Origin of the sequence: Dawidia soli, from assembly GCF_018598185.1 — a bacterium.
GTDB classification, from domain to species: Bacteria; Bacteroidota; Bacteroidia; order Cytophagales; family Cyclobacteriaceae; genus Ohtaekwangia; species Ohtaekwangia soli.
Window position 1 is genome coordinate 1 of the sequence record NZ_JAHESC010000075.1, and the last position, 21,524, is coordinate 21,524.

Annotated in this window: 15 protein-coding genes and 1 pseudogene; 11 read left to right on the forward strand and 5 right to left on the reverse strand. The window is 55.1% G+C overall.

Annotated features, from left to right (window positions below; all coding sequences use genetic code 11):
• Both KK078_RS28920 and KK078_RS28925 read right to left on the reverse strand, forming a co-directional pair.
• On the reverse strand, positions 1 to 150 hold a 150-nt coding region (locus KK078_RS28920), incomplete at its 3' end, for a hypothetical protein (RefSeq protein WP_254094257.1).
• A 21-nt stretch (positions 151 to 171) separates the two neighbouring features.
• Positions 172 to 747 (reverse strand): sugar O-acetyltransferase, encoded by a 576-nt coding sequence (locus KK078_RS28925; protein WP_254094211.1) that lies wholly within the window; start codon positions 745 to 747, stop codon positions 172 to 174.
• A gap of 277 nt (positions 748 to 1,024) precedes the next feature.
• Between KK078_RS28925 and KK078_RS28930 the strand changes: the two genes are divergently transcribed.
• From KK078_RS28930 to KK078_RS28965, 8 genes are all read left to right on the forward strand, one after another.
• Complete coding sequence (locus KK078_RS28930) at positions 1,025 to 1,579, forward strand: RNA polymerase sigma factor (RefSeq protein WP_254094213.1); 555 nt, start codon at positions 1,025 to 1,027, stop codon at positions 1,577 to 1,579.
• Positions 1,580 to 1,662: 83 nt separating this feature from the next.
• Positions 1,663 to 2,682: a FecR family protein gene (locus tag KK078_RS28935; RefSeq protein WP_254094220.1), complete on the forward strand. Its 1,020-nt coding sequence runs from the start codon at positions 1,663 to 1,665 to the stop codon at positions 2,680 to 2,682.
• Between the two features lie 343 nt (positions 2,683 to 3,025).
• The gene (locus tag KK078_RS28940) at positions 3,026 to 6,220 is read left to right on the forward strand and encodes a TonB-dependent receptor (protein WP_254094222.1); all 3,195 of its coding nucleotides are present in this window, start codon (positions 3,026 to 3,028) and stop codon (positions 6,218 to 6,220) included.
• Positions 6,221 to 6,497: 277 nt separating this feature from the next.
• Positions 6,498 to 7,964, forward strand: coding sequence for a T9SS C-terminal target domain-containing protein (locus KK078_RS28945; RefSeq protein ID WP_254094223.1), 1,467 nt, complete (start codon positions 6,498 to 6,500; stop codon positions 7,962 to 7,964).
• 169 nt (positions 7,965 to 8,133) lie between these two features.
• Positions 8,134 to 9,642: an IPT/TIG domain-containing protein gene (locus KK078_RS28950; RefSeq protein ID WP_254094225.1), complete on the forward strand. Its 1,509-nt coding sequence runs from the start codon at positions 8,134 to 8,136 to the stop codon at positions 9,640 to 9,642.
• Positions 9,643 to 9,796: 154 nt separating this feature from the next.
• Positions 9,797 to 10,726: a lactonase family protein gene (locus KK078_RS28955; protein ID WP_254094229.1), complete on the forward strand. Its 930-nt coding sequence runs from the start codon at positions 9,797 to 9,799 to the stop codon at positions 10,724 to 10,726.
• Between the two features lie 18 nt (positions 10,727 to 10,744).
• Complete coding sequence (locus tag KK078_RS28960) at positions 10,745 to 11,038, forward strand: hypothetical protein (RefSeq protein WP_254094231.1); 294 nt, start codon at positions 10,745 to 10,747, stop codon at positions 11,036 to 11,038.
• Between the two features lie 55 nt (positions 11,039 to 11,093).
• The gene (locus tag KK078_RS28965) at positions 11,094 to 12,695 is read left to right on the forward strand and encodes a S8 family serine peptidase (protein ID WP_254094233.1); all 1,602 of its coding nucleotides are present in this window, start codon (positions 11,094 to 11,096) and stop codon (positions 12,693 to 12,695) included.
• 71 nt (positions 12,696 to 12,766) lie between these two features.
• Here the strand turns inward: KK078_RS28965 and KK078_RS28970 are convergent, their stop codons facing one another.
• Complete coding sequence (locus KK078_RS28970; RefSeq protein ID WP_254094235.1) at positions 12,767 to 14,689, reverse strand: glycosyl hydrolase family 18 protein; 1,923 nt, start codon at positions 14,687 to 14,689, stop codon at positions 12,767 to 12,769.
• Between the two features lie 372 nt (positions 14,690 to 15,061).
• On the opposite strand from KK078_RS28970, the gene KK078_RS28975 reads away from it, so the two are divergent.
• Positions 15,062 to 17,542, forward strand: a complete 2,481-nt coding sequence (locus tag KK078_RS28975) for a phosphocholine-specific phospholipase C (RefSeq protein WP_254094249.1) — start codon at positions 15,062 to 15,064, stop codon at positions 17,540 to 17,542.
• Between the two features lie 2 nt (positions 17,543 to 17,544).
• Here KK078_RS28975 and KK078_RS28980 read toward each other — a convergent pair whose 3' ends face one another.
• The gene (locus KK078_RS28980; RefSeq protein WP_254094251.1) at positions 17,545 to 17,946 is read right to left on the reverse strand and encodes a response regulator; all 402 of its coding nucleotides are present in this window, start codon (positions 17,944 to 17,946) and stop codon (positions 17,545 to 17,547) included.
• 206 nt (positions 17,947 to 18,152) lie between these two features.
• On the opposite strand from KK078_RS28980, the gene KK078_RS28985 reads away from it, so the two are divergent.
• A complete protein-coding gene (locus KK078_RS28985; RefSeq protein ID WP_254094253.1) occupies positions 18,153 to 20,021 on the forward strand; it encodes a GAF domain-containing protein in 1,869 nt (622 codons plus the stop codon).
• 199 nt (positions 20,022 to 20,220) lie between these two features.
• A complete protein-coding gene (locus KK078_RS28990) occupies positions 20,221 to 20,463 on the forward strand; it encodes a hypothetical protein (RefSeq protein WP_254094255.1) in 243 nt (80 codons plus the stop codon).
• 587 nt (positions 20,464 to 21,050) lie between these two features.
• Here the strand turns inward: KK078_RS28990 and KK078_RS28995 are convergent.
• Positions 21,051 to 21,524 (reverse strand): annotated as a pseudogene (locus tag KK078_RS28995) (hypothetical protein); the annotation flags it as partial.

Sequence of the window (21,524 nt, forward strand, 5' to 3'; positions counted from 1 at the left end):
GTAGATCGACAGGAACCGGATGCGCTCCATCAACGGCACGCTTTCGCGTTGCGCTTCGGCCAGCACGCGTTCGTTGAAGGAAAGCCAGCTGAGGTCACGATCGAAGAAGCGGTCGGGGAGCTGATTTTTTTTTGTCTTTTTACCAGGCATACGATATAGGAACAGTATAGGTCAGGCCGGCGATGCGCCACCAGCCACCAGGTTGCGCACGACGCGGGCGGGGTTGCCGGCGGCCAGCGAGTCGCTCGGGATGTCGCGGGTGACGACCGCCCCGGCACCGATCACACACCGGTCGCCGATGGTTACGCCGGGGCAGATGATGGCGCCGCCGCCGATCCAGCAGTCGTTGCCGATGGTGATGGGCTTGGCGAACTCCTGGGTGCGCCGCAGCATGGCGTCGAGGGGATGCGTGGCGGTATAGAGCTGTGCGCCCGGACCGAACATGACATTCGAACCGATGGTGACACGCATCACATCCAGGACCGTACATTGCACGTTGAAGTAAACGTTCTCGCCGCAGTAGATATTGTAACCGTAGTCACATTGAAAGGGCGGTTCTATATAGAGGGTGGGATGGGCGTTGGGGATCAGCTCGCGCAGGACGGCCAGTGCGCCGGGGCCCACCACATATTCGGTGATGTTGAGCCGATGCAGGAGCTGTTTGGCGTGCCGGCGGTCGGCCACGAGCTCGGGATCGAGGGCATAGTACAGCTCGCCCGCCACCATTTTCTCTTTTTCAGTCTTCATACAAGGGTTTTTTGGTGTCTGACGGGTGTAAGGTAAAAAAAATCCCTTCAGGAACCACCCTGAAGGGAAACACTAACCCAAAGGAATAAACTTACTACTATGACAAAGCTACTCCGTGCAGGCCGGGTAGCGATGGAGTAGATGTTATTTTATCGTTATGGAAAATGCCGGTCTTGCCACCAAAAGGGCTCAGCCGGATCTCAATCGAAATGTTAATAATCCAGTAATATAAATTCCAAGTTTTACAGGTATACTTGGCTACCCTAAACAGTCCGTTATGTCAGTTGATCGTGAAGTGGTAAAATCTGTTAAAGAAGGTTCGGTTCGCGCTTTTGAGCTTGTATATACCGCATACGTGGACCGTGTGTACCGGTTTCTATACACGCTGTTGCGGTCGGGCGACGACGCCCGGGAAGCTGCGCAAGACGTTTTTGTGAAATTGTGGGACAGCCGCGAGCAGTTACAGGAAGACCGTGAGCTCTCGTATTATATGTTTGCGATCAGCCGCAACCACGCCCTCAACATTTTACGCAAACGCAAAAGCCAGGCCGGTGTGGCCGAGGAGTATCAACGCGACCAGCCCCGGGTGGTGTTGTCGGTCGAGGAAGGACCGGAAGATACGTACACGGCCCTGCTGGAGGAGGCCATCGGAACGCTGCCGCCCCGGCGCAAACGGATCTTCGAGTTGTGCAAAATACAAGGCCTGTCGTATAAGCAGGTAGCCAACGTACTGCAGATCTCCGATGGTACCGTGGAGGTACAGGTGGCCAAAGCGATGAAACAGATCCGCTCATACATGGTGAAGCAGGACGTGAGCCGCGTATGTGAATAGCGGATCATTATTCCGTAACATATCCTTAATCTTAGCGCTTATAGGAAACCGTACCGCGGTGTGTATTACAGTAAAACGAATACATGCACCTTACCGAAGACCTGTTGCGACGTTATTTCGAGAACCGCTGTACTCCGGAGGAGGAGCGTTTCGTGCAGGAAGCGCTGCAGCAGGATGATGCTGCGATCCCCGGGCTTTTGGAAGACAATTGGGCGGAGTCGGGGGAAGGCGCGCTGTTGTCCGAAGCGGATCGAAAAGCGATGTTCCGCCAGATCCAGGGGCGGATCACCTTTGACGAAGCGCCGCAAAAAACGGTTTCCCGCCCGTGGTTTGGCGGAGCGGTGTTCCGCATTGCGGCGTCTGTCACCATTCTGATCGGGGCAGTCGCAGGTGGTTATTTCTTTTTCCGCGGTACCCGTCCGACACAATATTATAGTATCACTTCGCAGGCCGACCGCCAGCAGATCACGATGCCCGACAGCACCGTCATCTGGCTGGCCAGCTACAGCCGCCTGACCTATTCCGCCAACTATAACAAGGCCGATCGACGCGTGCGGCTGGTGGGAGAGGCCTACTTTGAAGTACGCCGTGACGCCCAGCGGCCGTTCATCGTGGCCACGTCTACGCTTTCCACACGTGTATTGGGTACCCACTTTAATGTAAAAGCCGAACAAGCCGAAGACCATATTGCCGTGACGCTGCTGGAAGGGAAAGTATCCGTAGCGCGCGAAGACAGCTTGCAGGGAACCTCGGAGGAGCTGGCGCTGCTCGATCCGGATCAGCAACTGATCTACAACCGGCGGACGGGCAACGTTACCCGCCTGCAGGTGGCGGCATACGACTATGCCGCCTGGAAAGATGGGGTGCTGAATCTCAAGAATATGACGCTCCAGGAGGCTTTAAAGCGCCTGGAAAAATGGTACGGGGTTTCGATCGTCGTAGCCGACCCGTCGGTATACCGGTGTATGATCCATGCCAGCTTTAAGAATGAATCGTTGCCGAACGTGCTCAAGACGATCGGTATGACGGTGGGATTTACCTACTCGATGGAGTCGCACCGGGTGAAGATCGAAGGGAGCGGTTGCTCGGTGACAAACCGATGATATCCCCGTCAGCAGACACGTAACACATGACTATATTCCCGACAACCTCTATGCATCGGACTTTCACCTGACATAAAAAAACAACCGGGAGGGATGGATATCCCCGCCGGTTGCCAAAAGCTTCCCGAAAGGCTTGGCGGCAGAACGGGAAGCGGCTTTAATCTTTGTAAAACGCAGTATTAAAACCTATTTCAAGTATATGGAAAAAATCCTTTGGAAAGGATTCTGGAATGTCTTTTTCATTTTTATGCGGTACACCTCGATTGTTGGTTTTCTCATTTGTGTCTGCAGCACTTTTCTTTTAGCGGAAACGGGATCCGCACAGGGCATTCACGGCACGCATATGAGCCTGCATGTAACGAACATGCCGTTATCGGAGGTGCTGGAGGATATCGAACGGCGCACGGGCTTCCGGTTTGTGTACAACCGGGCCGAGCTCGATACCCGCACGCGGGTCACCCTGTCGGCGGACAATACGTCGGTGGCAGACATTCTCCGCAAGCTGCTTGCCTCCAGGCATATGCGTGCCAAACAAGTTCGCAACAGCATTGTGCTTTTAGCGGAACCGTTGCCCGTGTTGCGGCAGGCGAGCGGCAGCATCCAGGGCGTCGTGACCGATGCCGATGGCGGGCTGACACTGCCCGGCGCCAGCGTCATGATCGAGGGCACCAGCCAGGGAGCCTCGACCGATAAGGACGGCAAGTTTCAGCTCACGAAACTGTTGCCGGGTAACTACTCCGTGGTGGTATCGTTCATCGGCTACCAGAGTAAAAAAATAGAGAACATCGCCGTTACGGCTAACAATGCATCGACCATTTCGGTGGCCCTGTCGCAGGGCGCCTCCAGTCTGCAGGAGGTGGTGGTGGAAGCCGGCGTGGATGTGCGGTTTACGCCGATCCAGCATAGCACGGAAGAGTCGCTGCTGTCGGACATGCGCTCGAGCAACAACATCGTTACCGGTATCAGCAACGTGCAGATCGTACGCAGCCTGGACCGCGACGCGGCGGATGTGATGAAGCGTGTGCCGGGCGTGACGGTGCTGAATAATTTTGTACTGGTGCGCGGTCTCGATCCACGGTATAATATCACCTACCTGAACGGGATGTTGACGCCCAGCACGGAAAGCGACAGCCGTGCATTCGCGTTCAATCTCATTCCCAGCGGGCTGATCGATGATATTAAAATATACAAATTGCCGTCGCCCGAGCTTCCGGGTGGATTTGGCGGAGGTGTCATAAAAGTAGGCACACCGCGCAACCAGGTCGCGCGTCGTTTTGAGGTAAATCTTTCCGCGCAGTACCGAACGGGTGAGTCGTCGTTTGCCGATCATTATACCGGCAGCAGCAACAGCTCGAAGGATGTATGGGGCCTGGGTGCCAAGGATCGTGAGATGCCGTCGCAGTTTTACGATAAGAATTATCAGCTGCCGCGGGCCGATTTTTACCCGGCAGAGCGCATGGCGGCGATTCGCACCATGCCGCCGGCCAATAGCCTGACAAAAGATCATCATGGTCTGGACCGCCGGTTTTCCCTCAATTACTATGACTCTTACAGAGTGGGCGGCATTCGGTTGAATAACCTGCTTTCGCTGGGGTATACGTATCAACGCGATTTCGATCAGAATCATGTGCGGGAACAGTGGACGGTACGTGATTCCATTCCGTTTGAAGGGCAGAACTATCCGAATATCGTCAATCAATCGATCGATTCTATTTATACCGAAGACGTGCGGCTTTCGTTGCTGGAGTCGCTGGGGATTATTATAGACGAGAATAACCGCATTGACGTGAACCTGTTCGCCAACCGGAGCGCAGCGGACAACACATTTTTCTCTGCCGCCAGCAATATCGATTCGGATGGCGAGCCTTATATCGCCGGCAGGCCCGCACCTTCCCGAACGTTGTCGTTCGAATATCGCGTCCGCGATCTGATCACGACGCAGGTAAGTGGCGAGCATACATTGAAACGTCACCATCTCGGGTGGCGCTTGGGCGAAGTGCGCATGCACGAGTATATTCCCGATTTTCAGATGTATGAATTCCGGCGCGTAACACCGACCAACTACGAAGTGATCTTTAATACGGCGCAATCCTCTGACGCGGCCCGTCAATACTATGACACAGACGACGTGAACAAATTGGCCGGAGCCGACTATAGCTATTCGTTTACGGACTTCCTCACGCTGAAGGCCGGTACGCTACTGCAATGGAATGAGCGGACCTTCGAGAATACAGTGTTTACCACCATTATTCCCCAGCAGAACGGTATTGATCCGGAGATAGGACGACAATTCACAAATGTATACCAGCCCTGGTATAACCTGAAGAATATCCTGGCGGACGAGAACTTCCGGGAAGATAGACGTGGTTTTGACATGGTCAGCTCTTTCAGTGCGTTGTCGTATGGATATTCGCAGGATATAACATCGTTCTATGTTGCGCCGTTAATCAAGCTCTTTAAAAATAAGCTGGAAGTTTTTGGTGGCGTACGGTATGAGCGTGAGTTTACCGAGCTCTTTGATTCGAAAGGGGCTCCGGTTCGGTCGGAGGTGCGGTCCATCACAGTGACGAACCCGGAGACCGGCGAGCAAACGCAGACACAAGTGACGGTTGATTTGCCGGGTCCGAATTACGAGTACTATTTGCCCAGCCTGAACGTGACCTGGAATGTTAACGGGAGTCAAAAGATCCGTGCAGGATATGGTCGGACATTAGATCGCCCGGCGTTCCGCGAGCGGTCAAGATCCACCTTCTTTAATACTCGTGATGGCCGTAACTACCAGGGTAATTTAGACCTGGTGAACGCGGAACTGGACAACTATGATTTGCGATGGGAGTGGTACCCGACCGAAACGGAGTTTGTTTCACTGGGTGGGTTCTATAAAGATATCAGCAACCCGATTGAAATTGTAGAATATGGCTTTCCGTCATGGCCGCGCTTATACCGCAAGTGGTATAACAAAAAACGGGCGCAACTGGTAGGCGCCGAGCTGGAAGTACGAAAAAACCTGGCGTTTACCGGGCTTCCTTTCGCTGACCGTTTTTCGATCATTGCTAACGCATCGTATGTACACACCGTGTTGGACGACGAATTGGTTTTACAAGAGGGCGATAACCCGGCGGTCAAGCCCATTCGTGCCGAGCGTCCATTGACGGGGTCTTCTCCTTATATCTATAACGTCAGTTTGTATTACGAAGCGCCGGGAAGCAAAGCGGTGGTGACGGTTGCCTATAATGAGATCGGCTCGCGCCTGATTGCCACGGCGCCGACCTTTATCGGCAACCTGCACGAAAAAGCGCAGCGCCAGTTGGATATTGTCATCATTCACCCGATCGGTAAATACCTGAAGGTGAAGGGCGGTGTGCAGAATTTGCTGAACCAGGACGTTGTACGCTGGCGAGATAGTAACTACGATGGTAAATACGATCCAGGCAAGTTTAAAACATTTGAAGGTACGACTGAGCCGAAGAGCGACTACGAGTCGGAGCGTTGGAACCAGGGAGCCTACTATTCCCTGGGTGTAACCTGCACGTTTTGAGATTTTGAGAAAAGACAAATAAAAAGGCCTCTTCGAAAGAAGAGGCCCTTTAAAGAGCAGCATAACTACAAAGCATACCTGAATTATCAACTATGATGTAGAATCCTAAACGATCACATTTCCGGGAGGCAGAAGCTGCTGTGCCGGAAGAGGACGCTGACTCAGCCTTACAGTCGAGTCAAAGGGGTTGACCTGCTCCTTCAGCGACATGTTATCAGCATGGCGCCGGGTTATGATTAATAACTACTACACAAAGTTAACAAAATTTTAAGGATTTATGAATCAGATTTTTAAATCTGCAGCAATTGTTGCCGTACTGGCCGCTGCCCTCACTTCTTGTGATGATCAAGGTGTATCTCCCCGTCAGGACGCTGCTGGTAAAGCCGCTGCGATCATCGACCTGGGTCTGCCGGGCGGTACTGACGCTGTTGACGCTTTCGGTAACGTTACCGTAAGCCGCAACCTGACGCTGAAAAGTGGCGATACTTATATCCTGCATAACTATTTCCGTATTCAAGATGGTTTCACCATCACGATCGAGCCGGGTGTTACTATTCAGGGTGTTAAAAAAGGTACCAGCGCAAACGACGTGGCTCCTGGTACACTGGTGATCGAGCGTGGTGCAAAGATTAACGCGATCGGCGACAAGACCGGTGCTGTTGACTCTGCTATCGTGTTCACGTCGAATTCAACACCAAAAGTTTCTGGTGATTGGGGTGGTGTTGTGATCCTGGGTAAGGCTCCTGTTTCTGTCACAGGCGGTGTAACGACTATCGAAGGTCTGCCGACTCCTAACAACACGGGTTTCTACGGTGGTACCGTAGCGAACGATAACTCCGGTGTTCTCAAATTCGTACGCATCGAGTATGCTGGTGACGTTATCGGTACTGATAACGAGCTGAACGGCCTGACACTGGGTGGTGTAGGTAGCGGTACTACGATCGATCACGTACAAGTATCATACGGCTTTGATGACGGTTTCGAATTCTTCGGTGGTACTGTAAACGCCAAGCACCTCATCTCTTATTACAACACGGACGACGACTTCGACACAGACCTGGGCTACAGCGGTAAAGTACAATTCGGTATTGTGGTGCGCAACCCTAACATCGCTGTAACCGGCGGTGGATCGAACGGCTTCGAGTCAAACGGTGACAATGCTATCGGTGTTACGCCTTACACAAACGCTGTATTTGCGAACTTCACGATCCTGGGCCCGATCCAGCCTACTTCTACGAGCATCGACTCACGTTTCCGTTCAGGTGTGCTGATCCGTGCAGCATCTGAGCTGAACCTGTTCAACTCGATCGTTACGGGTTACAAAACCAATCAACTGGAGCTGGCTACGCCTACTGCTTTCGACGCCGACGCTAACAATGCTACCGACAACCTGGTGAGCATTGAAGGTGTTACCATCGTAGCGCCTACTTTCGCCGGCCTGGCGGGTGTTGGTACAAACGTGTCGAACTTCACCACGGTAAGTTCTTATGACAACAGATCACTGAATGCATCGGTTGGCGGTACGGGTACAATCGGAACACTGCCAGCACAAACAGGTCTGAGCGCTGCCGCATGGTCAACGACCAGCCGCAGCTTCGTCGCTTCTACCGAGCAGCCTGCCGTAACAGGTAACAACCTGCTGAGCGGTCTGACTTCGGTTAACTTCCGCGGTGCCTTTGGTGACGTTAACGATTCGAACAACGCCAGCTGGTTCATCTCGGCTCCTTGGGTAGCTTTTAACTAATTGTTTAGTGGAAGGGTCAGTTTCGGGACTGACTCTTCCCTCACATTATTACTCGTTAACCTAAACTCTTCTTAACGGCGACCGCTGAACTGGTCGCCGTTAACAAAAAAAAGCCCCTGTAAAACAGACGACCCCTATAAACACAATAATCAATAGACAAGTACAACGAATGAAAAACAGAAAATTACACTCTTTTGCGGCGTATGCGTGCGGATTGCTGCTAACCCTGGTGATGACATCTACCTTTGTCTCGTGTAGCGATGATGAGGGCGATGATGGTGGTGGCGCGTCGCTGTCAATTACATCACTGACCCCGGCGAAAGCACGGGTAGGTGAAACCGTGACAATCACAGGTACTGGCTTTAGCGCGACACCAAGTCAGAACGCCGTTATGTTTAAGAGCACGCAGGCGACCGATGTCGCCGCCCCTGTGCAGGAAGCAACGGCAACGACCCTGAAAGTAACGGTGCCGGCAAACGCTGTATCCGGATCGGTTTCCGTAACAGTAGCAGGCAAATCGGCTACATCGCCCCAACCGTTTACGCTGGATGAAACGCTGGGCGCTCCGGTGTTAGCAAGCCTGAACCCGACCAGCGGTTTTGCAAATGCCGAGATCACTATTACCGGCTCAAGCTTTGGTGCCAGCAAGGATGCCATTGATGTGTTGTTCGGAACCGTTGAGGCAACATACGTACTGACCGTCACGGCAACAACGGTCACTGTAAAAGTGCCCGTTACGTTGGAGGCCGGCGAGGTTGATATAAAGGTAGTGCGCGATGGAGTTTCTTCTGGTAATACCCTGCGGTTTACGGTTAATGCAACACCCGTTTCTGTAAAGACGGTATATTGGGTTGACGCTAACACGGTGTATCGCGGTGAGATTGGTGACAACGGTATCGAGATTACCGAGATATATGACCAGGAGGGAAGAAGCCTTCAGGGCGTGGCCATCGATTCAGAGGGTGGCTACATTTACTGGGGACGTGCCGGTGGCGTTTCACGTGCGCCTCTGGACGGCGCCGGGCCGGTGGAAGACATCTATTCGGACGCTTCAAAGCTCGCCGGCATCGGCGACATTACCGTTGATCATGCAGGCGGGGCTATCTATTTTACCAGCATCGATGCCAGCAATGCACATTCGTACATCAATAAAGGTAGTTTGGACGGTGCCACCGCTTTTGCTGCTTTGGTTGAACAGGATTTTGCCTTGGTAGGATTTAATATTAAACTGGCCGTGAACGATGGCAATCTCTACTGGGCTTCCCCCCTTGTTCAGGAAGTTAGCATGGCGTCGTTGAGCGGCACATTTACACCCACTGTATTATTCACAGCCGCGGACGGACTGAAGGGACCTATAGGCGTTGCTGTAGATAAGGCATCGGGTAAGATTTTCGTAACCGACAATGGTGAACTGACGGGGATGGGCGAGGCCACCATTATGTCGGGAAATCTTGACGGTAGCGGTACGCTTACATCGCTGGTTCCTGCCGGCAGCAATGTGCGTTTTCCTTATGATGCCGAGATCGATACTGAGAACGGATACATCTTTTGGCTAAACTCCACTACCGACGGTGGACCTGCTTCAGACATTATGCGGGTTAAACTGGACGGTACCAACGTCGAAAAATTGTTCGATGGTTTTGACAGTGGTATCAGCTTCGACATAGACGTCCGCTGATGTGACGTTCCGTTGTAGATAATTTCGTTGGCTGTACATTTCGAATGGGCTCCTGAACATTCCTCGTCCTGGAAAGGACGAGGGATTGTTCGAGCGCTGTAAAACACGATCAACCACTTCTGTGAGGTTTGTACATACGAAGATTTTCGGGTTAATGGCATCGGCCTTTGCGTCACTGGTCTCCTGTGACACGGCAGAGGATCCCGTACCCTGGGTCGAGCGGACTTATTTGTTCTGGACGAGTGTCAGTGATCATGCTATTCTGCGGGCTTCCGTGGATGCTGCTACGGGAGACGCTACCCATATCGATACTTTATACACGGTAAACGACGGTGTTCTTTCTCCGGCTTCTATTGTCGTAGACCAGGCTGCCTCGGTGTTATATTGGGTAGACTATGGTACGGGGGACATAGTGCGTGCGTCGGCTCTGGATAACGGTTCGATGGAGATACTCTATACGGTGCCGTCGGAAATACCAGGTCCGGTAGGGCTTGCCCTGGATGAAACACAGCAGCGCCTGTATTGGACCCAGCCCTGGAACGACCTGATCCTCGGCGCGCCGGCTTCGGGCGAAGGAGAAGTTGATACGATACTGTCTGCTGCCAGTGGTGTCGATGGAGGGTGGGGTATTGCTTTGAGTGCTGCATCCGGATCGTTATACTGGGTTGAATACCTCGATGTCGAGTTGAACCGGACGTGGTTGGATGGTGCTACCGTGGTGCAAACACTGTATGCCGGGGGAAGCGGTTTTCTGAGGCCTTTTAGCCTTGCCATACAAGGCGATGCTCTTTATATAATGGATAACCCGCTGCCGGGTGCGGCCTTGCCGGACCGGATCTTGCGCGGGGATGCGGGTGGTGCCACACCGTTGACCACGCTGTATGATGTGGGTGTCGAGAATGCCTATGCCCTGGCCGTCGATACACGGCAGGATATGCTTTATTGGGTGAACCAGCTTGAAGAGGGAAGCATCTGGCGAGGGCCGGTACAAGGTGGTATGCCGCCCGTTAAAGTGATCGATCGGGTCCGTCTTGGCCAGGGTCTGGCAGTTGCTACTTTACGTGTAAAATCCAATAGCCGGTAATGTTAAAATCTGTGTTGTATGTCACCTGTAAGTCCTTCACACCTGACCCAGCTTTTAGCGCGAATGCGCACGTTCCTGGATGAGCTCCGGACGTCTGAAGAAGCAATGCCGGAGGGCGTGGACCCTGTCTGGTACGAGACGCAGATTGTCCGGCTGATGTCATTGCGGCAACGGAAAGATGAGTTGTTTGAGGAGCTTGCCGGCGTGGTGGAAGAGCTTAATGCCGAGTATAAAACCGCCTCGCGGCGGTTGGCCCACGACAACCGTCGTGTCCGTCATAGCCGTGCGACCGAGGATGTACGCGAACTTTAATGTATATTCATCTCGCGGTAACGATGCGCTCGCATAAAAATGTTATTATGGGCAGATGAAGAGGCTGGCATTAATCATACTGAGTCTGTTAGCGGTGGATATGCTACAGGCGCAACCGGCGAATACCCGCTGGCTTGTCAGGCTGAAGCCGGGATGGGAGCGTGCCGGGGCGCGTTTGCCGATGTCGGCGTTACAGCCTTTATATCCCATGGGGGTGTCCGTGCAAGGACGCGGTGTAGCGCCGGCAGAGCATTTTGTACTGACACTTCCCGCGGACGCCGATGTATCTTCGGTGTTGGCGGACTGGAAGGCGAATGACCTGGTGGCGTATATCGAGCGCGATGCGGTGGGGTATGCTGGGAACAGCGTGGGTGCGGCGGCTTTTCCGAACGATCCTTATTTTGACCGGCAATGGTCGTTGAACAACGACGGTTCTTTTCGTGCATGGGCGAAGGCCGATGCGGATGTCGATATGCCGGAAGCGTGGGAGGTGTCGCAGGGCAGCGAGGGTGTTACGGTGGCGATACTCGATAGCGGGATCCATCCGGGCCATGCCGAGCTCGCCGGGCGGTTGTGGGTGAATGCAGGCGAGGTGGCGGACAACGGTGTGGATGATGACGGCAACGGGTATATCGACGACATCAACGGGTGGAACATGGTGAACGAGAGCCCGAACATTCGCGACGAGATCGGCCATGGCACACACGTGGCGGGGATCATCGGGGCCACCGGCGACAACGGCCTGGGATATGCCGGTGCTGACTGGCATTGCAAGCTCATGGTGCTGAAGGTACTGGATAACAATCACTCCGGGCTGTATAGCTGGTGGGCGAAGGCGATACATTATGCCGTAGATAACGGTGCCGAGATCATTAACATGTCGCTGGGCGGCACGACGGAGCTGCAGACGCTGGCGGATGCCGTGCAATATGCCTACGATCGCGACGTGCTGATCGTGGCCAGTATGCAGAACTTTAATACGGACGAGATCTACTATCCCGCGGGGCATACGCTGACATTGGCAGTGGGCTCTTCTGATCCGGATGACAAGCGGAGTACGGCGCTGGCGGGGTTACAGGAGTATGGCAGCAATTATGGCGACCATATCGACGTGGTCGCGCCGGGTAATTATATCTATGGTCTTTCGCACCTCTCTGACACGGACTATAACATGCAGATGAGTGGTACGTCGCAGGCGGCGCCGTTGGTGACGGGCATCGCGGCGCTGGTGTGGGGGCATGAGCCGAACCTGTCGCTCGACGCGTTGGTGCAGCGGTTGACGGCATCGGCGGAAGATGGCGTGGGGGATCCGCGGGAGGATACTCCCGGATGGGACCGGTATTATGGTTACGGGCGAGTGAATGCGTACCGTGCGTTGACGCAAACGGTCAATGAGGGACCGGTGGCCGGTGGGTTGACGTTATACCCGAACCCGTCGGCGGGAACTTTGACGGCGTTTTATGATCAGGGTACGGCGATGCCGTATACGGTTACGGTGGTGAATACGGCGGGGCAGGTCGTGTGGAGGGTGCAGGGAGAGGGGCGGATGATCCGGGAGGAGGGGCTTGATGCGCACCTGCCGGGGGGTATATATATAGTGGAAGTTAAAAATACGCGGGTGAGGTTGCGGGGGAGAGTTGTAGTGGTGCTGGACTAGCCGCATACCAGAATTAAAAAAAACAGCCCGGCTTGTAGGCCGGGCTGTTTGTGTTTATGCCCTGAGGTGGATTATTTCTTCAGGAGTTTGAGTTGCTTTTGCGCGTTTTTGTAGATCAGGGTGCCTACGTGGAGGCCGGGCTTCAGGGAAGAGGCGTCCACGGTGATTTCGTGGTGGCCGGCTTCGAGGTAGCCGTTGAATACTTCGATCACCTGGCCGTCGGTTGTACCGGCTACGCGCAGTACGACAGGGCCGGCTTCGGGCAGGTCAACCGATACGGTCGTGGTGCTGGTGAAGGGGTTCGGGTATACGGTGCCTGTGGCTTCGGCGGTGCGTGCTGCGGCGGCGGTGCCATATACTTCGAGCTCGAAGATGGAGTAGCCCCACTCCGTGGCACGGGTTACGCCTTGTACGCGGAGGTAGCGTGCGCTGCCGCTCAGGCCGGTCAGGTCGTTCACCAAGGTGGTGTTGCCGTTGACCACACGGAGGTCGTTGAATACGGAACCGTCTACGGAGCCTTGTACTTTGTAGTCGCGGCCGTAGGCTGCTTCCCAGGTGATCTTCACGCGGTTTACGTTGTAGGTAGCGCCGAGGTCTACGGTCAGTGTCTCGGTGTTGCTATAGCCGCTGGACCAGCGTGTTGTGGCGTTGCCGTCTACGGCAAACGAAGCGGGGAATTGTGCTTCTTCTGTAGACGATGCCGTGACGGGTCTGTTCAGGGCCAGGTTGCTGGTCGTGCCCGAACCGCCGGTGATGCTGAACCAGTTGATGTTGAAGCCGCCGAGCGGGAAGGCCAGGGCGATCTCCTGTACGCCGGCATTCAGTTGTACGGTGTGCGAGATCGTCTGCCAGTTTTGCCAGCCGCCGGTAACGGGCACGTTGATGGTGCCGTAGGCTGTGCCGCCGCCATAAGACTCCAGTTTGATCTGGCCGCCGGTGCTTTCGCTGGCCACGCGGTATTGTACGGTATAGGTACCTGTAGACGGTACGTTAACTTTGTAGCCTACCCAGTCACCGGTTTCGATGTAGCCTACGTTCTGGCCACCGCCGGCGTCGGTCGTCGCCTCGGTCTGGATGCCGCTCATGTAGCAGAAGTTCTCAGCTTGCAGGGTGCCCGGCAGGCTCACCGTCGAGCAAGTCGGTTGCGGCTGGTCGCCGCCTTTGCAGACGCCGCCGAGCGTGTTGTAGACGGCGTTGATATCGCCCCAGGTCGAGATCTCCCAGATCATGATACCACCGGCATTGGACTTCGCCAGGTTGGCTTTCTGGATGTGCAGGTTGGTGTTGTTGTCCGAGCTATAGAAGGGAATCCCCAGCATGCGTTTTTCTTTGGCTACGCCGCGGCCTGCCCAGTAGTTGAGGGCGTCTACGGCTTGTGAATACGGCGCGGTAGAAGGACATGCGCAGTCGTACGCCATGATGTTCACCAGGTCGAGGATGGCCAGGTTGCCGTAGTTGTTTCCGTAGTAGGAGCCTGCGGGTACGGCCGCCGTGAGCAGCTTGCCCATGCCGTGGATGCGTGTGGCGAGCGGATTCATCAGCGCGTTCCAGCGTGCTTGTGACGTGGGATATTCCCAGTCGATGTCGATGCCGTCCAGGTTGTATTGCGTGATGAGGTTCGCGCAGCTGTTGACAAACTGGTTGATGGCGGTTTGGTTCGTGGCAATGGCTTCGAACGGTGTGTTGTCCGGAGAAGAGCCTAACCAGCCACCGATGGCGAGCAGGATCTTGGTGTTGGTGTTATGGCCGCGTGATACGAGGTCGGACAGCTTGCCGGAGTTTTCGATGGCGGGAATCGTACCGTTGCTGTTCGGAATGCCGAACGAGTAGTTGATGTGTGAATACTTGCTGTAGTCGATGTCGGACGCTGCGCCGGACCAGCTCGGGAAGTACCCCACCATGTTGTAGCAGGATTGCGCCTGCGCGAAGAGCGGTGCGAGCAGAACAAGCAGACAAAAGATCATCGATCGTTTGCCGGGTAGTGGTGTTTTCATAGATAGCTTGATAAGTTTATATAGTTTGATTTTTCTGTGGAGGCAACTATAGTTTGATGGGTGCACGTAGTTTTATTTTGTCATAGGCTTTGGCTTTTGTTGCTTAATTTTTTTACGGCCAGTTACAGACTGGCAACCGTTCAGGCACAAGTCTCAGACTTGCGCCAGTTACTAATATGGAGCGTGTGAGACGGTAACCGTATGTCAAATCGACCAACGGCTATATAACCGGAAGACACCGGTGTTTCGGACGTAGACCGCGAAGTCTCTTCCCGGTACGTGTGTGGCTGTTATCAAACCGTTAATTCCATTCTGGAAACCGTAGCGTTGTGATGAATATGCTTTACCTTTAGACCGTATAGTTTGCTGACTATGGAAACACGTCGTGAGTTTATCAGGAAGGCCACCCTGTTGTCGGGTGCGGCGGGAATGTTCACTGCGCTGCCGCCGGCGATCCAGCGCGCGCTGGCGATCGATCCGGCTGCGGGTACCACGTGGCGTGATGCCGAGCACGTGGTGATCCTGATGCAGGAGAACCGTTCGTTCGATCATTGTTATGGTTCGCTGCGCGGTGTACGGGGCTTTCGCGATCCACGCGCCATCACGTTGCCCAACCAGAACCCGGTATGGCTGCAAAGCAATGCCGCGGGGCAAACCTATTTTCCGTTCCGTCTCGACATCAAGGACACACAGGCTACGTGGATGGGCTCTTTGCCGCATTCGTGGTCCAACCAGGTGGATGCGCGCAACGAAGGACATTTCGATCAGTGGCTGCAAGCGAAGCCTTCGGGCCGGGAGGGGTACCAGGACATGCCGCTGACGCTGGGGTACTATACGCGACAGGATATTCCGTTCTACTACGCGCTGGCGGATGCCTTTACCGTATGCGATCAAAACTTCTCGTCGTCGCTTACGGGCACGACACCCAACCGCCTGTACCTGTGGACGGGTACGATCCGCGAGAAGGCTGACGCGGATTCGCCGGCCATGGTGCGCAACGAAGACCTCGACTACGACGACGCGCGCCTGGCGCATTGGACGACCTTCCCCGAGCGCCTGGAGGAACATAACATCTCCTGGAAAGTATACCAGAACGAGCTGAGTGTAGGGGTGGGGTTTGAAGGAGAAGAAGATGCGTGGCTGGCGAACTTTACCGACAATCCGCTGGAGTGGTTTGAGCAATACCATGTAAAATTCTCGGAGGCGCATCGTCGCTATTTGCCCAGGCGCATCGAGGCATTGCGGCAGGAGATCGCACGCCTGGGTACTGCGGCAAGCGCCGCGCGCACGGAGAAGGAGCAGGCGTTGCAGCAAGCCCTGGAAGATCAGCAGCGCTTTACGGCAGAAGCCTATGCCGCGCTGACCGAGCGTGCGCGCAACCTGCACGAGAAGGCGTTTACGACGAACCGCATCGATCCGGACTATCACACGTTGGCTACGCTGCCGTACCAGGAAGGCGATGCTGCACGCCAGGTGCAGGTGCCGAAAGGCGATACCCTGGCGCAGTTTCGCGCGGATGTAGCCGCCGGTACGTTGCCCACGGTGTCGTGGGTGGTGGCGCCGGAGAACTTTTCGGATCACCCCGGCGCGCCCTGGTATGGTGCGTGGTATGTGTCGGAAGTGATGGACATCCTGACGAACAAACCGGAAGTGTGGAAGAAGACGATCTTTATTCTCTGCTACGACGAGAACGATGGATATTTCGATCACGTGCCGCCGTTCGTACCACCGCATCCGGACAAGCCCGATTCGGGGAAGGTGTCGGCGGGGATCGATACCGCGGTGGAGTATGTAACGTTGGCGCAGGACCGGCTGCGCAAGCCGAATAACGAAGCGCGTGAGAGCCCGATCGGCCTGGGGTACCGCGTGCCGCTGGTGATAGCCTCTCCGTGGAGCCGCGGCGGGGCGGTATGCTCGCAGGTATTCGACCATACGTCGGTGTTGCAGTTCCTGGAGAAGTTCCTCTCGCATAAAACGGGCCAGGCGGTGGTCGAGCCGAACATCAGCGCCTGGCGGCGTACGGTATGCGGCGACCTGACATCGGTGTTTAAACCATACCAGGGCGAAAAGATCCCGCTGCCGTCGTTCCTGGAACACGACCAGGTGATCGCCTCCATACACCGTGCGCGCTTCAAGCAGGTGCCCTCGGGGTATCGCGCCCTGACGGCCGACGAAGTGGCGGCCCTGCGCCGCGCGCCGCGTACGGCGGCGGCGTTATTCCCCCAGGAGCCGGGTACCCGCCCGGCGCGGGCAATACCGTACGAGCTATACGCCGACGGCATGCTAAGCGACGATCGGAAGACCTTCCGTATGACGCTGGAGGCACGTCGTAACCTCTTCGGCCAGGCCGCAGCCGGCGCGCCGTTCCATGTATACGCCCAGGGCCTGGTGAACAGACGCGCGCCCCGGGCGTATGCCGTCAAGGCGGGCGACGGCCTGCAGGATACCTGGGACATCGCGGCCTTTGCCGGTGGACATTATGCTTTACAGGTATATGGCCCCAATGGGTTTTACCGCGCCTTTGCGGGTGACGCGCAAGACCCGGCCCTGACGATTGCCTGTGCCTACACGCGTGATAAGAAAGGGCGTGCGGACGGCCATATCGTGATAACGTTCAGAAATACCGGGCCACGTGCGCTGGTCGTGCACGTGGTGGACAATGCTTACCAGGCCGCCCCGCAGGTAAAGACAGTGGCCGCCGGCCGCGAGGCTTCCTGCCGCCTGGCGTTGGATAAAAGCGCGGGCTGGTACGATGCGTCGGTGACGGTAGAAGGGTATAAAACCTTCCGGAAGCAGTATGCCGGGCACGTAGAGACGGGGCAGGAGAGCCTGACCGACCCGCAGATGGCCTGAGATCAGGCTGCGCGCCGGCGCAGCCTGGGTGCCTCCGTCAGGGTTGGTACGGGCCTGTATTTCCCCAGCAGCCGGGTGAAGTGGTCTTTGTCGAATGGTTTTTTGAGGATCTCCACAAAGCCGGAGTCGAGCAGGAGACTGGCGCGACGGTCGTCTACGTGGCAGGTGATGGCGAAGGCCTGGAACGCCGGTCCCTTCATGTCGCGCAGGTCCAGCAGCAGGTCGATGCCGTCGAGGTCGTCTTTCAGCATAACGTTGAGAATGGCGATATCGAAGGGGCGGGTAGAGGCAAAGGCCAGGGCTTCACGGGCGGAAGCGAGGGTGGTGACGTGATACTCCGGTTGGAGCATTTTCTTTACAATGAACCGATCTGTGGTCAGATCGTCGACAACTAAAATATGCATGCGCTTCTTTTAATCGTGCGTAAAGGTACTATGCCGGTATCACCCTTGTATTACGCCAGGTTGATGTTATTGTCAAGGAAAACGGGCTTAAAGGCGCCTTTATGGCCCTTTGTGGCGGGTTTTGGAAGTATAATAATTTCATAACCGTGTTCGCGCCAACAGACTAACGGTTGTGGAGTACTTTGCGTTTTTACTGTGGGGTACTCATGAAACTTATCGAATTCTTTCTGAGCCTGAGGATCCGGATCAAGCTATTGCTTGCGTTCGGGTCGATCATGCTGCTCTCGGCGATCATGGTGATCATGATCTGGCAGACCTTCACCAACATCGGTGAGTATAAAAAGATCAGCGAAGAGGTCGACGCGGTCAACATTCACATCCTGGAAATGGACATGGCCGCCCAGTATTTCATGCTGGAGGCTTTCAAGCAAGAGGACTTTCAAAAGGATGGCACCAATGTATATACCGATGCCTATCGTCAGCACGACGACACCGTGCGCACGCTGCTGGCGGGGATCGGCGGCGAGCAAGGTTTTTTTCTGCAAGATACGCTGACGGCGTCGATCAAAGACCGCGTGAGCCGGATCGCCCAGCGGTTCAAGAGCTTACAGGAACTTTTGCGGAAACGGGGCTTTAAAGACTATGGGTTGGAGGGCGACCTGCGCCGCGCGATCCACGCGGTGGAGGACTCGTCCTTTCCCTACGACAAGGCCGACATGCTGATGCTGCGGCGGCACGAGAAGGATTTTTTCCTGCGCAAGGACATGAAGTACCGCCAGGAGTTCAACAACAAGGTGAACGAGTTCTCGGCGCGGATCGCCACCGAGCACGAAGGCCCGGAGAAGGATGACATTCTGCAAAAGATCGCAGCCTATCAAAAACAATTTAACGAAGTGGTGGCCATCGACTCGGTTATCGGTCTGAAAGATACGGGGGGGCTGAAGGGCCTGATCCGCAACGACCTGATCGCGCTGAAAGCCTCGATCGGGATGCTTCGCACGAAGGTGAAGGAGTTCAGCGACGCGTATGCCCGGAAGCGTATCATCTTTGTCGGCGTGCTTTTCCTGGCGCAGCTGGGACTGGGTGTTGTGCTGGCGTTCGTTTACGCCGACATTCTCTCCCGCGCGATCAAGGAAATACGGCAGGCGATGAAGTCGCTCGCGGACGGTATCTTTCCGGGCAAGCTGCCGATCAAGACCACCGAAGAGATCGGCGATACGAAACAGGCTTTTAACCAACTGCTGGACCGGATGCAGGCGGCTACGACGTTCTCGGAAGCGTTGGGCAACGGCGAGCTGTCGTCGCGGTACGATAAGAATTTCCGCGAGGACGTGCTGGCACGCTCGCTGATCAAGATGCAGGAGAAGCTGAAGGATGCCCAGGAGCGCCAGGCGATGATCCACTGGGCGAACGAGGGGACTGCCCTGTTCAGCGAATTGCTGAAGAACCAGGCGGAGGATACGGCGGCGCTGGCGGACAACGTGCTGAAGCACCTGGTAAAATACGTGGGGATGAACCAGGGGGCGCTGTACAGTGTAGCGGACCAGGGCGGCGAGCGCTACCTCGACCGGCTGGCCACCTTTGCGTACGAACGGAAGCGGTTTGTGCGTCAGCGGTTAGACCCCGATCAGGGGTTGATCGGCCAATGCATGGCCGAAGGCAACACGATCGTGATGACGGACATTCCCGCGGGGTATGTACAGATCACGTCCGGGCTGGGCGAGGCAACGCCGCGGTATATCCTGGTGCTGCCGCTTAAAACGCGTGACGATGTCGTAGGGGCGATCGAGCTGGCCGGGTTCCACAGCCTGAAGCCGCACCAGGTGCAATTCCTGGAAAAGATCGCTGAATATGTAGCGTCGGCCCTGGGCTCGCGCCGGGTGTATGACGAAACGCAAAAGCTGCTGGCCGACGCGCGCGAAAACAACCGGCGGCTCATGGCACAGGAAGAAGAGATACGGCAGCATGCGGAAGAAATGCAGGCCATGCAGGAGCAGATGACGCGGCAGCAGCGCATGCTGGAGGAAGAGATCCGCGTGTTAAAGATGAATGATACACTGCAATCCGTTCATTAAACAACAGATCGTAAAGTTTCATGACGGTATAATTTAGTTTACAGTTGGTAAACTAATGGCGTATACATCGTAAATTAAGGGTATCATGTATAGGTCTCCGTACGTCTGTTGGCTATCTAATATTAAGTTTTTGTTAAGTCGTTTAACATTTCAGTAACATGGTCTACTTTTGTTTAAACAACTTAAGTAAATCCCCTATATGACCAAGAAGATTTCAAAGAAGGAGATTCAGGATGTGCTGCACGAAGCGATCAGTACTGCGCTGAACAAGCTGGAGATCTCCGCACCTTCGAAGAAGACGAAGAAGCTGCTGGACCGCATTTCTAAAAAGGTGTCCGATCGCGTAAAGCGCGAGATCAAGCGCAAGAACAACGCTGCTACGAAAGCTGCTGCCACTACCGCTAAGAAAAAGGTAAAGGCGCCGAAGGCTGCACATGCATAATCTGCCCGGATTGATCCGTCGTTGCCGACGAGGCATGGGCGGATCAATCCCGTTTTTCTGAACGCATCGCTGTGGAAAAGGAAGATAAAGTATATATAAACGCCGGTTTAATTCCTCGCTGGAGCCGGTTAAGATCATGCTGGTGGATCTGCGCCGTACCCGGGCGCCCGAAGCATGGATGGCACTTGTACAACGCACCCGTGACAGTGTCATGCGTAATCCCGATCAATACATCGAGGGTAGTAATGATCTGCCTCCGGGGGACGCGTACCAGCGTATTATTTCATTGATCTTTGATGAGTTTTTGCACGACTGTGCTATACGGTGATGGGAGAAGCAGTGATGGCAACTGGTGGCTGTTGCTTGTGCGGCTCGAAAACAATTTGCAGGGCGACCGAGGGTCGGGAGACCCTCTCCATTGCGTGCACGAAATAGTGCTGGGCACGAGTCGCCCTCCCTTCGGTCGGAAGACTCGCGCCAGATGCGCACTTATATGCAGGGGCTTCGCCCCTACACCCTCGTCATAGTACCTTTCCCCGTCCTGTGACCCCAAACTTTTCTGATACTTCGTGGGCCTTTTTTTGTGATCAGTATTTGCGGCCGAAGGGGCGTACGTGTTTGACGTATTTGTTGTCGACGAGCCAGGTGCTGATGGTGTTGTGGGGGGCTTTGACGACGATCTTGCAGAATTCGGTTTCGGGTTGGGCGAAGGTATAGTTGCCGGCGGCGACCGGGACTTCTGCTACGCGGGTATAGGTGTCTTCCCCTTTGCCGTCGCGTACGTTGTTGGTCGTGCTGATGAGGATCTCTGCTTTGCCGGCAGCGTCAAAGATGCCCCAGGTCAGCTCGATGTTCTTGCCCTTGCGTGTGGCGTGGAGGTCGTGTACCGATACGTTGCCGGTGAAAGGTACGCCGTCGAGCTCTTGTTCGGTGGTGGCGGGTAGGGAGATGGTAAGGAAGCGCAGGATGGAGGGCATGATGTCGACGGTGGCGGTGTGGGTTTTAAACCCGGCGTTGAGGTCTGCCAGGTTGGTGTAGATCCTGTCTATTATAAACATCTG

Excerpts from the sequence above, each read along its gene's own strand:
- KK078_RS28985 (WP_254094253.1), top strand. The coding sequence starts at position 18,153 with ATGAAACTTATCGAATTCTTTCTGAGCCTGAGGATCCGGATCAAGCTA.
- KK078_RS28960 (WP_254094231.1), top strand. The coding sequence starts at position 10,745 with ATGTCACCTGTAAGTCCTTCACACCTGACCCAGCTTTTAGCGCGAATG.
- KK078_RS28980 (WP_254094251.1), bottom strand. The coding sequence starts at position 17,946 with ATGCATATTTTAGTTGTCGACGATCTGACCACAGATCGGTTCATTGTA.
- KK078_RS28970 (WP_254094235.1), bottom strand. The coding sequence starts at position 14,689 with ATGAAAACACCACTACCCGGCAAACGATCGATGATCTTTTGTCTGCTT.
- KK078_RS28945 (WP_254094223.1), top strand. The coding sequence starts at position 6,498 with ATGAATCAGATTTTTAAATCTGCAGCAATTGTTGCCGTACTGGCCGCT.
- KK078_RS28940 (WP_254094222.1), top strand. The coding sequence starts at position 3,026 with ATGAGCCTGCATGTAACGAACATGCCGTTATCGGAGGTGCTGGAGGAT.
- KK078_RS28955 (WP_254094229.1), top strand. The coding sequence starts at position 9,797 with ATGGCATCGGCCTTTGCGTCACTGGTCTCCTGTGACACGGCAGAGGAT.
- KK078_RS28975 (WP_254094249.1), top strand. The coding sequence starts at position 15,062 with ATGGAAACACGTCGTGAGTTTATCAGGAAGGCCACCCTGTTGTCGGGT.
- KK078_RS28925 (WP_254094211.1), bottom strand. The coding sequence starts at position 747 with ATGAAGACTGAAAAAGAGAAAATGGTGGCGGGCGAGCTGTACTATGCC.
- KK078_RS28935 (WP_254094220.1), top strand. The coding sequence starts at position 1,663 with ATGCACCTTACCGAAGACCTGTTGCGACGTTATTTCGAGAACCGCTGT.
- KK078_RS28950 (WP_254094225.1), top strand. The coding sequence starts at position 8,134 with ATGAAAAACAGAAAATTACACTCTTTTGCGGCGTATGCGTGCGGATTG.
- KK078_RS28930 (WP_254094213.1), top strand. The coding sequence starts at position 1,025 with ATGTCAGTTGATCGTGAAGTGGTAAAATCTGTTAAAGAAGGTTCGGTT.
- KK078_RS28990 (WP_254094255.1), top strand. The coding sequence starts at position 20,221 with ATGACCAAGAAGATTTCAAAGAAGGAGATTCAGGATGTGCTGCACGAA.
- KK078_RS28965 (WP_254094233.1), top strand. The coding sequence starts at position 11,094 with ATGAAGAGGCTGGCATTAATCATACTGAGTCTGTTAGCGGTGGATATG.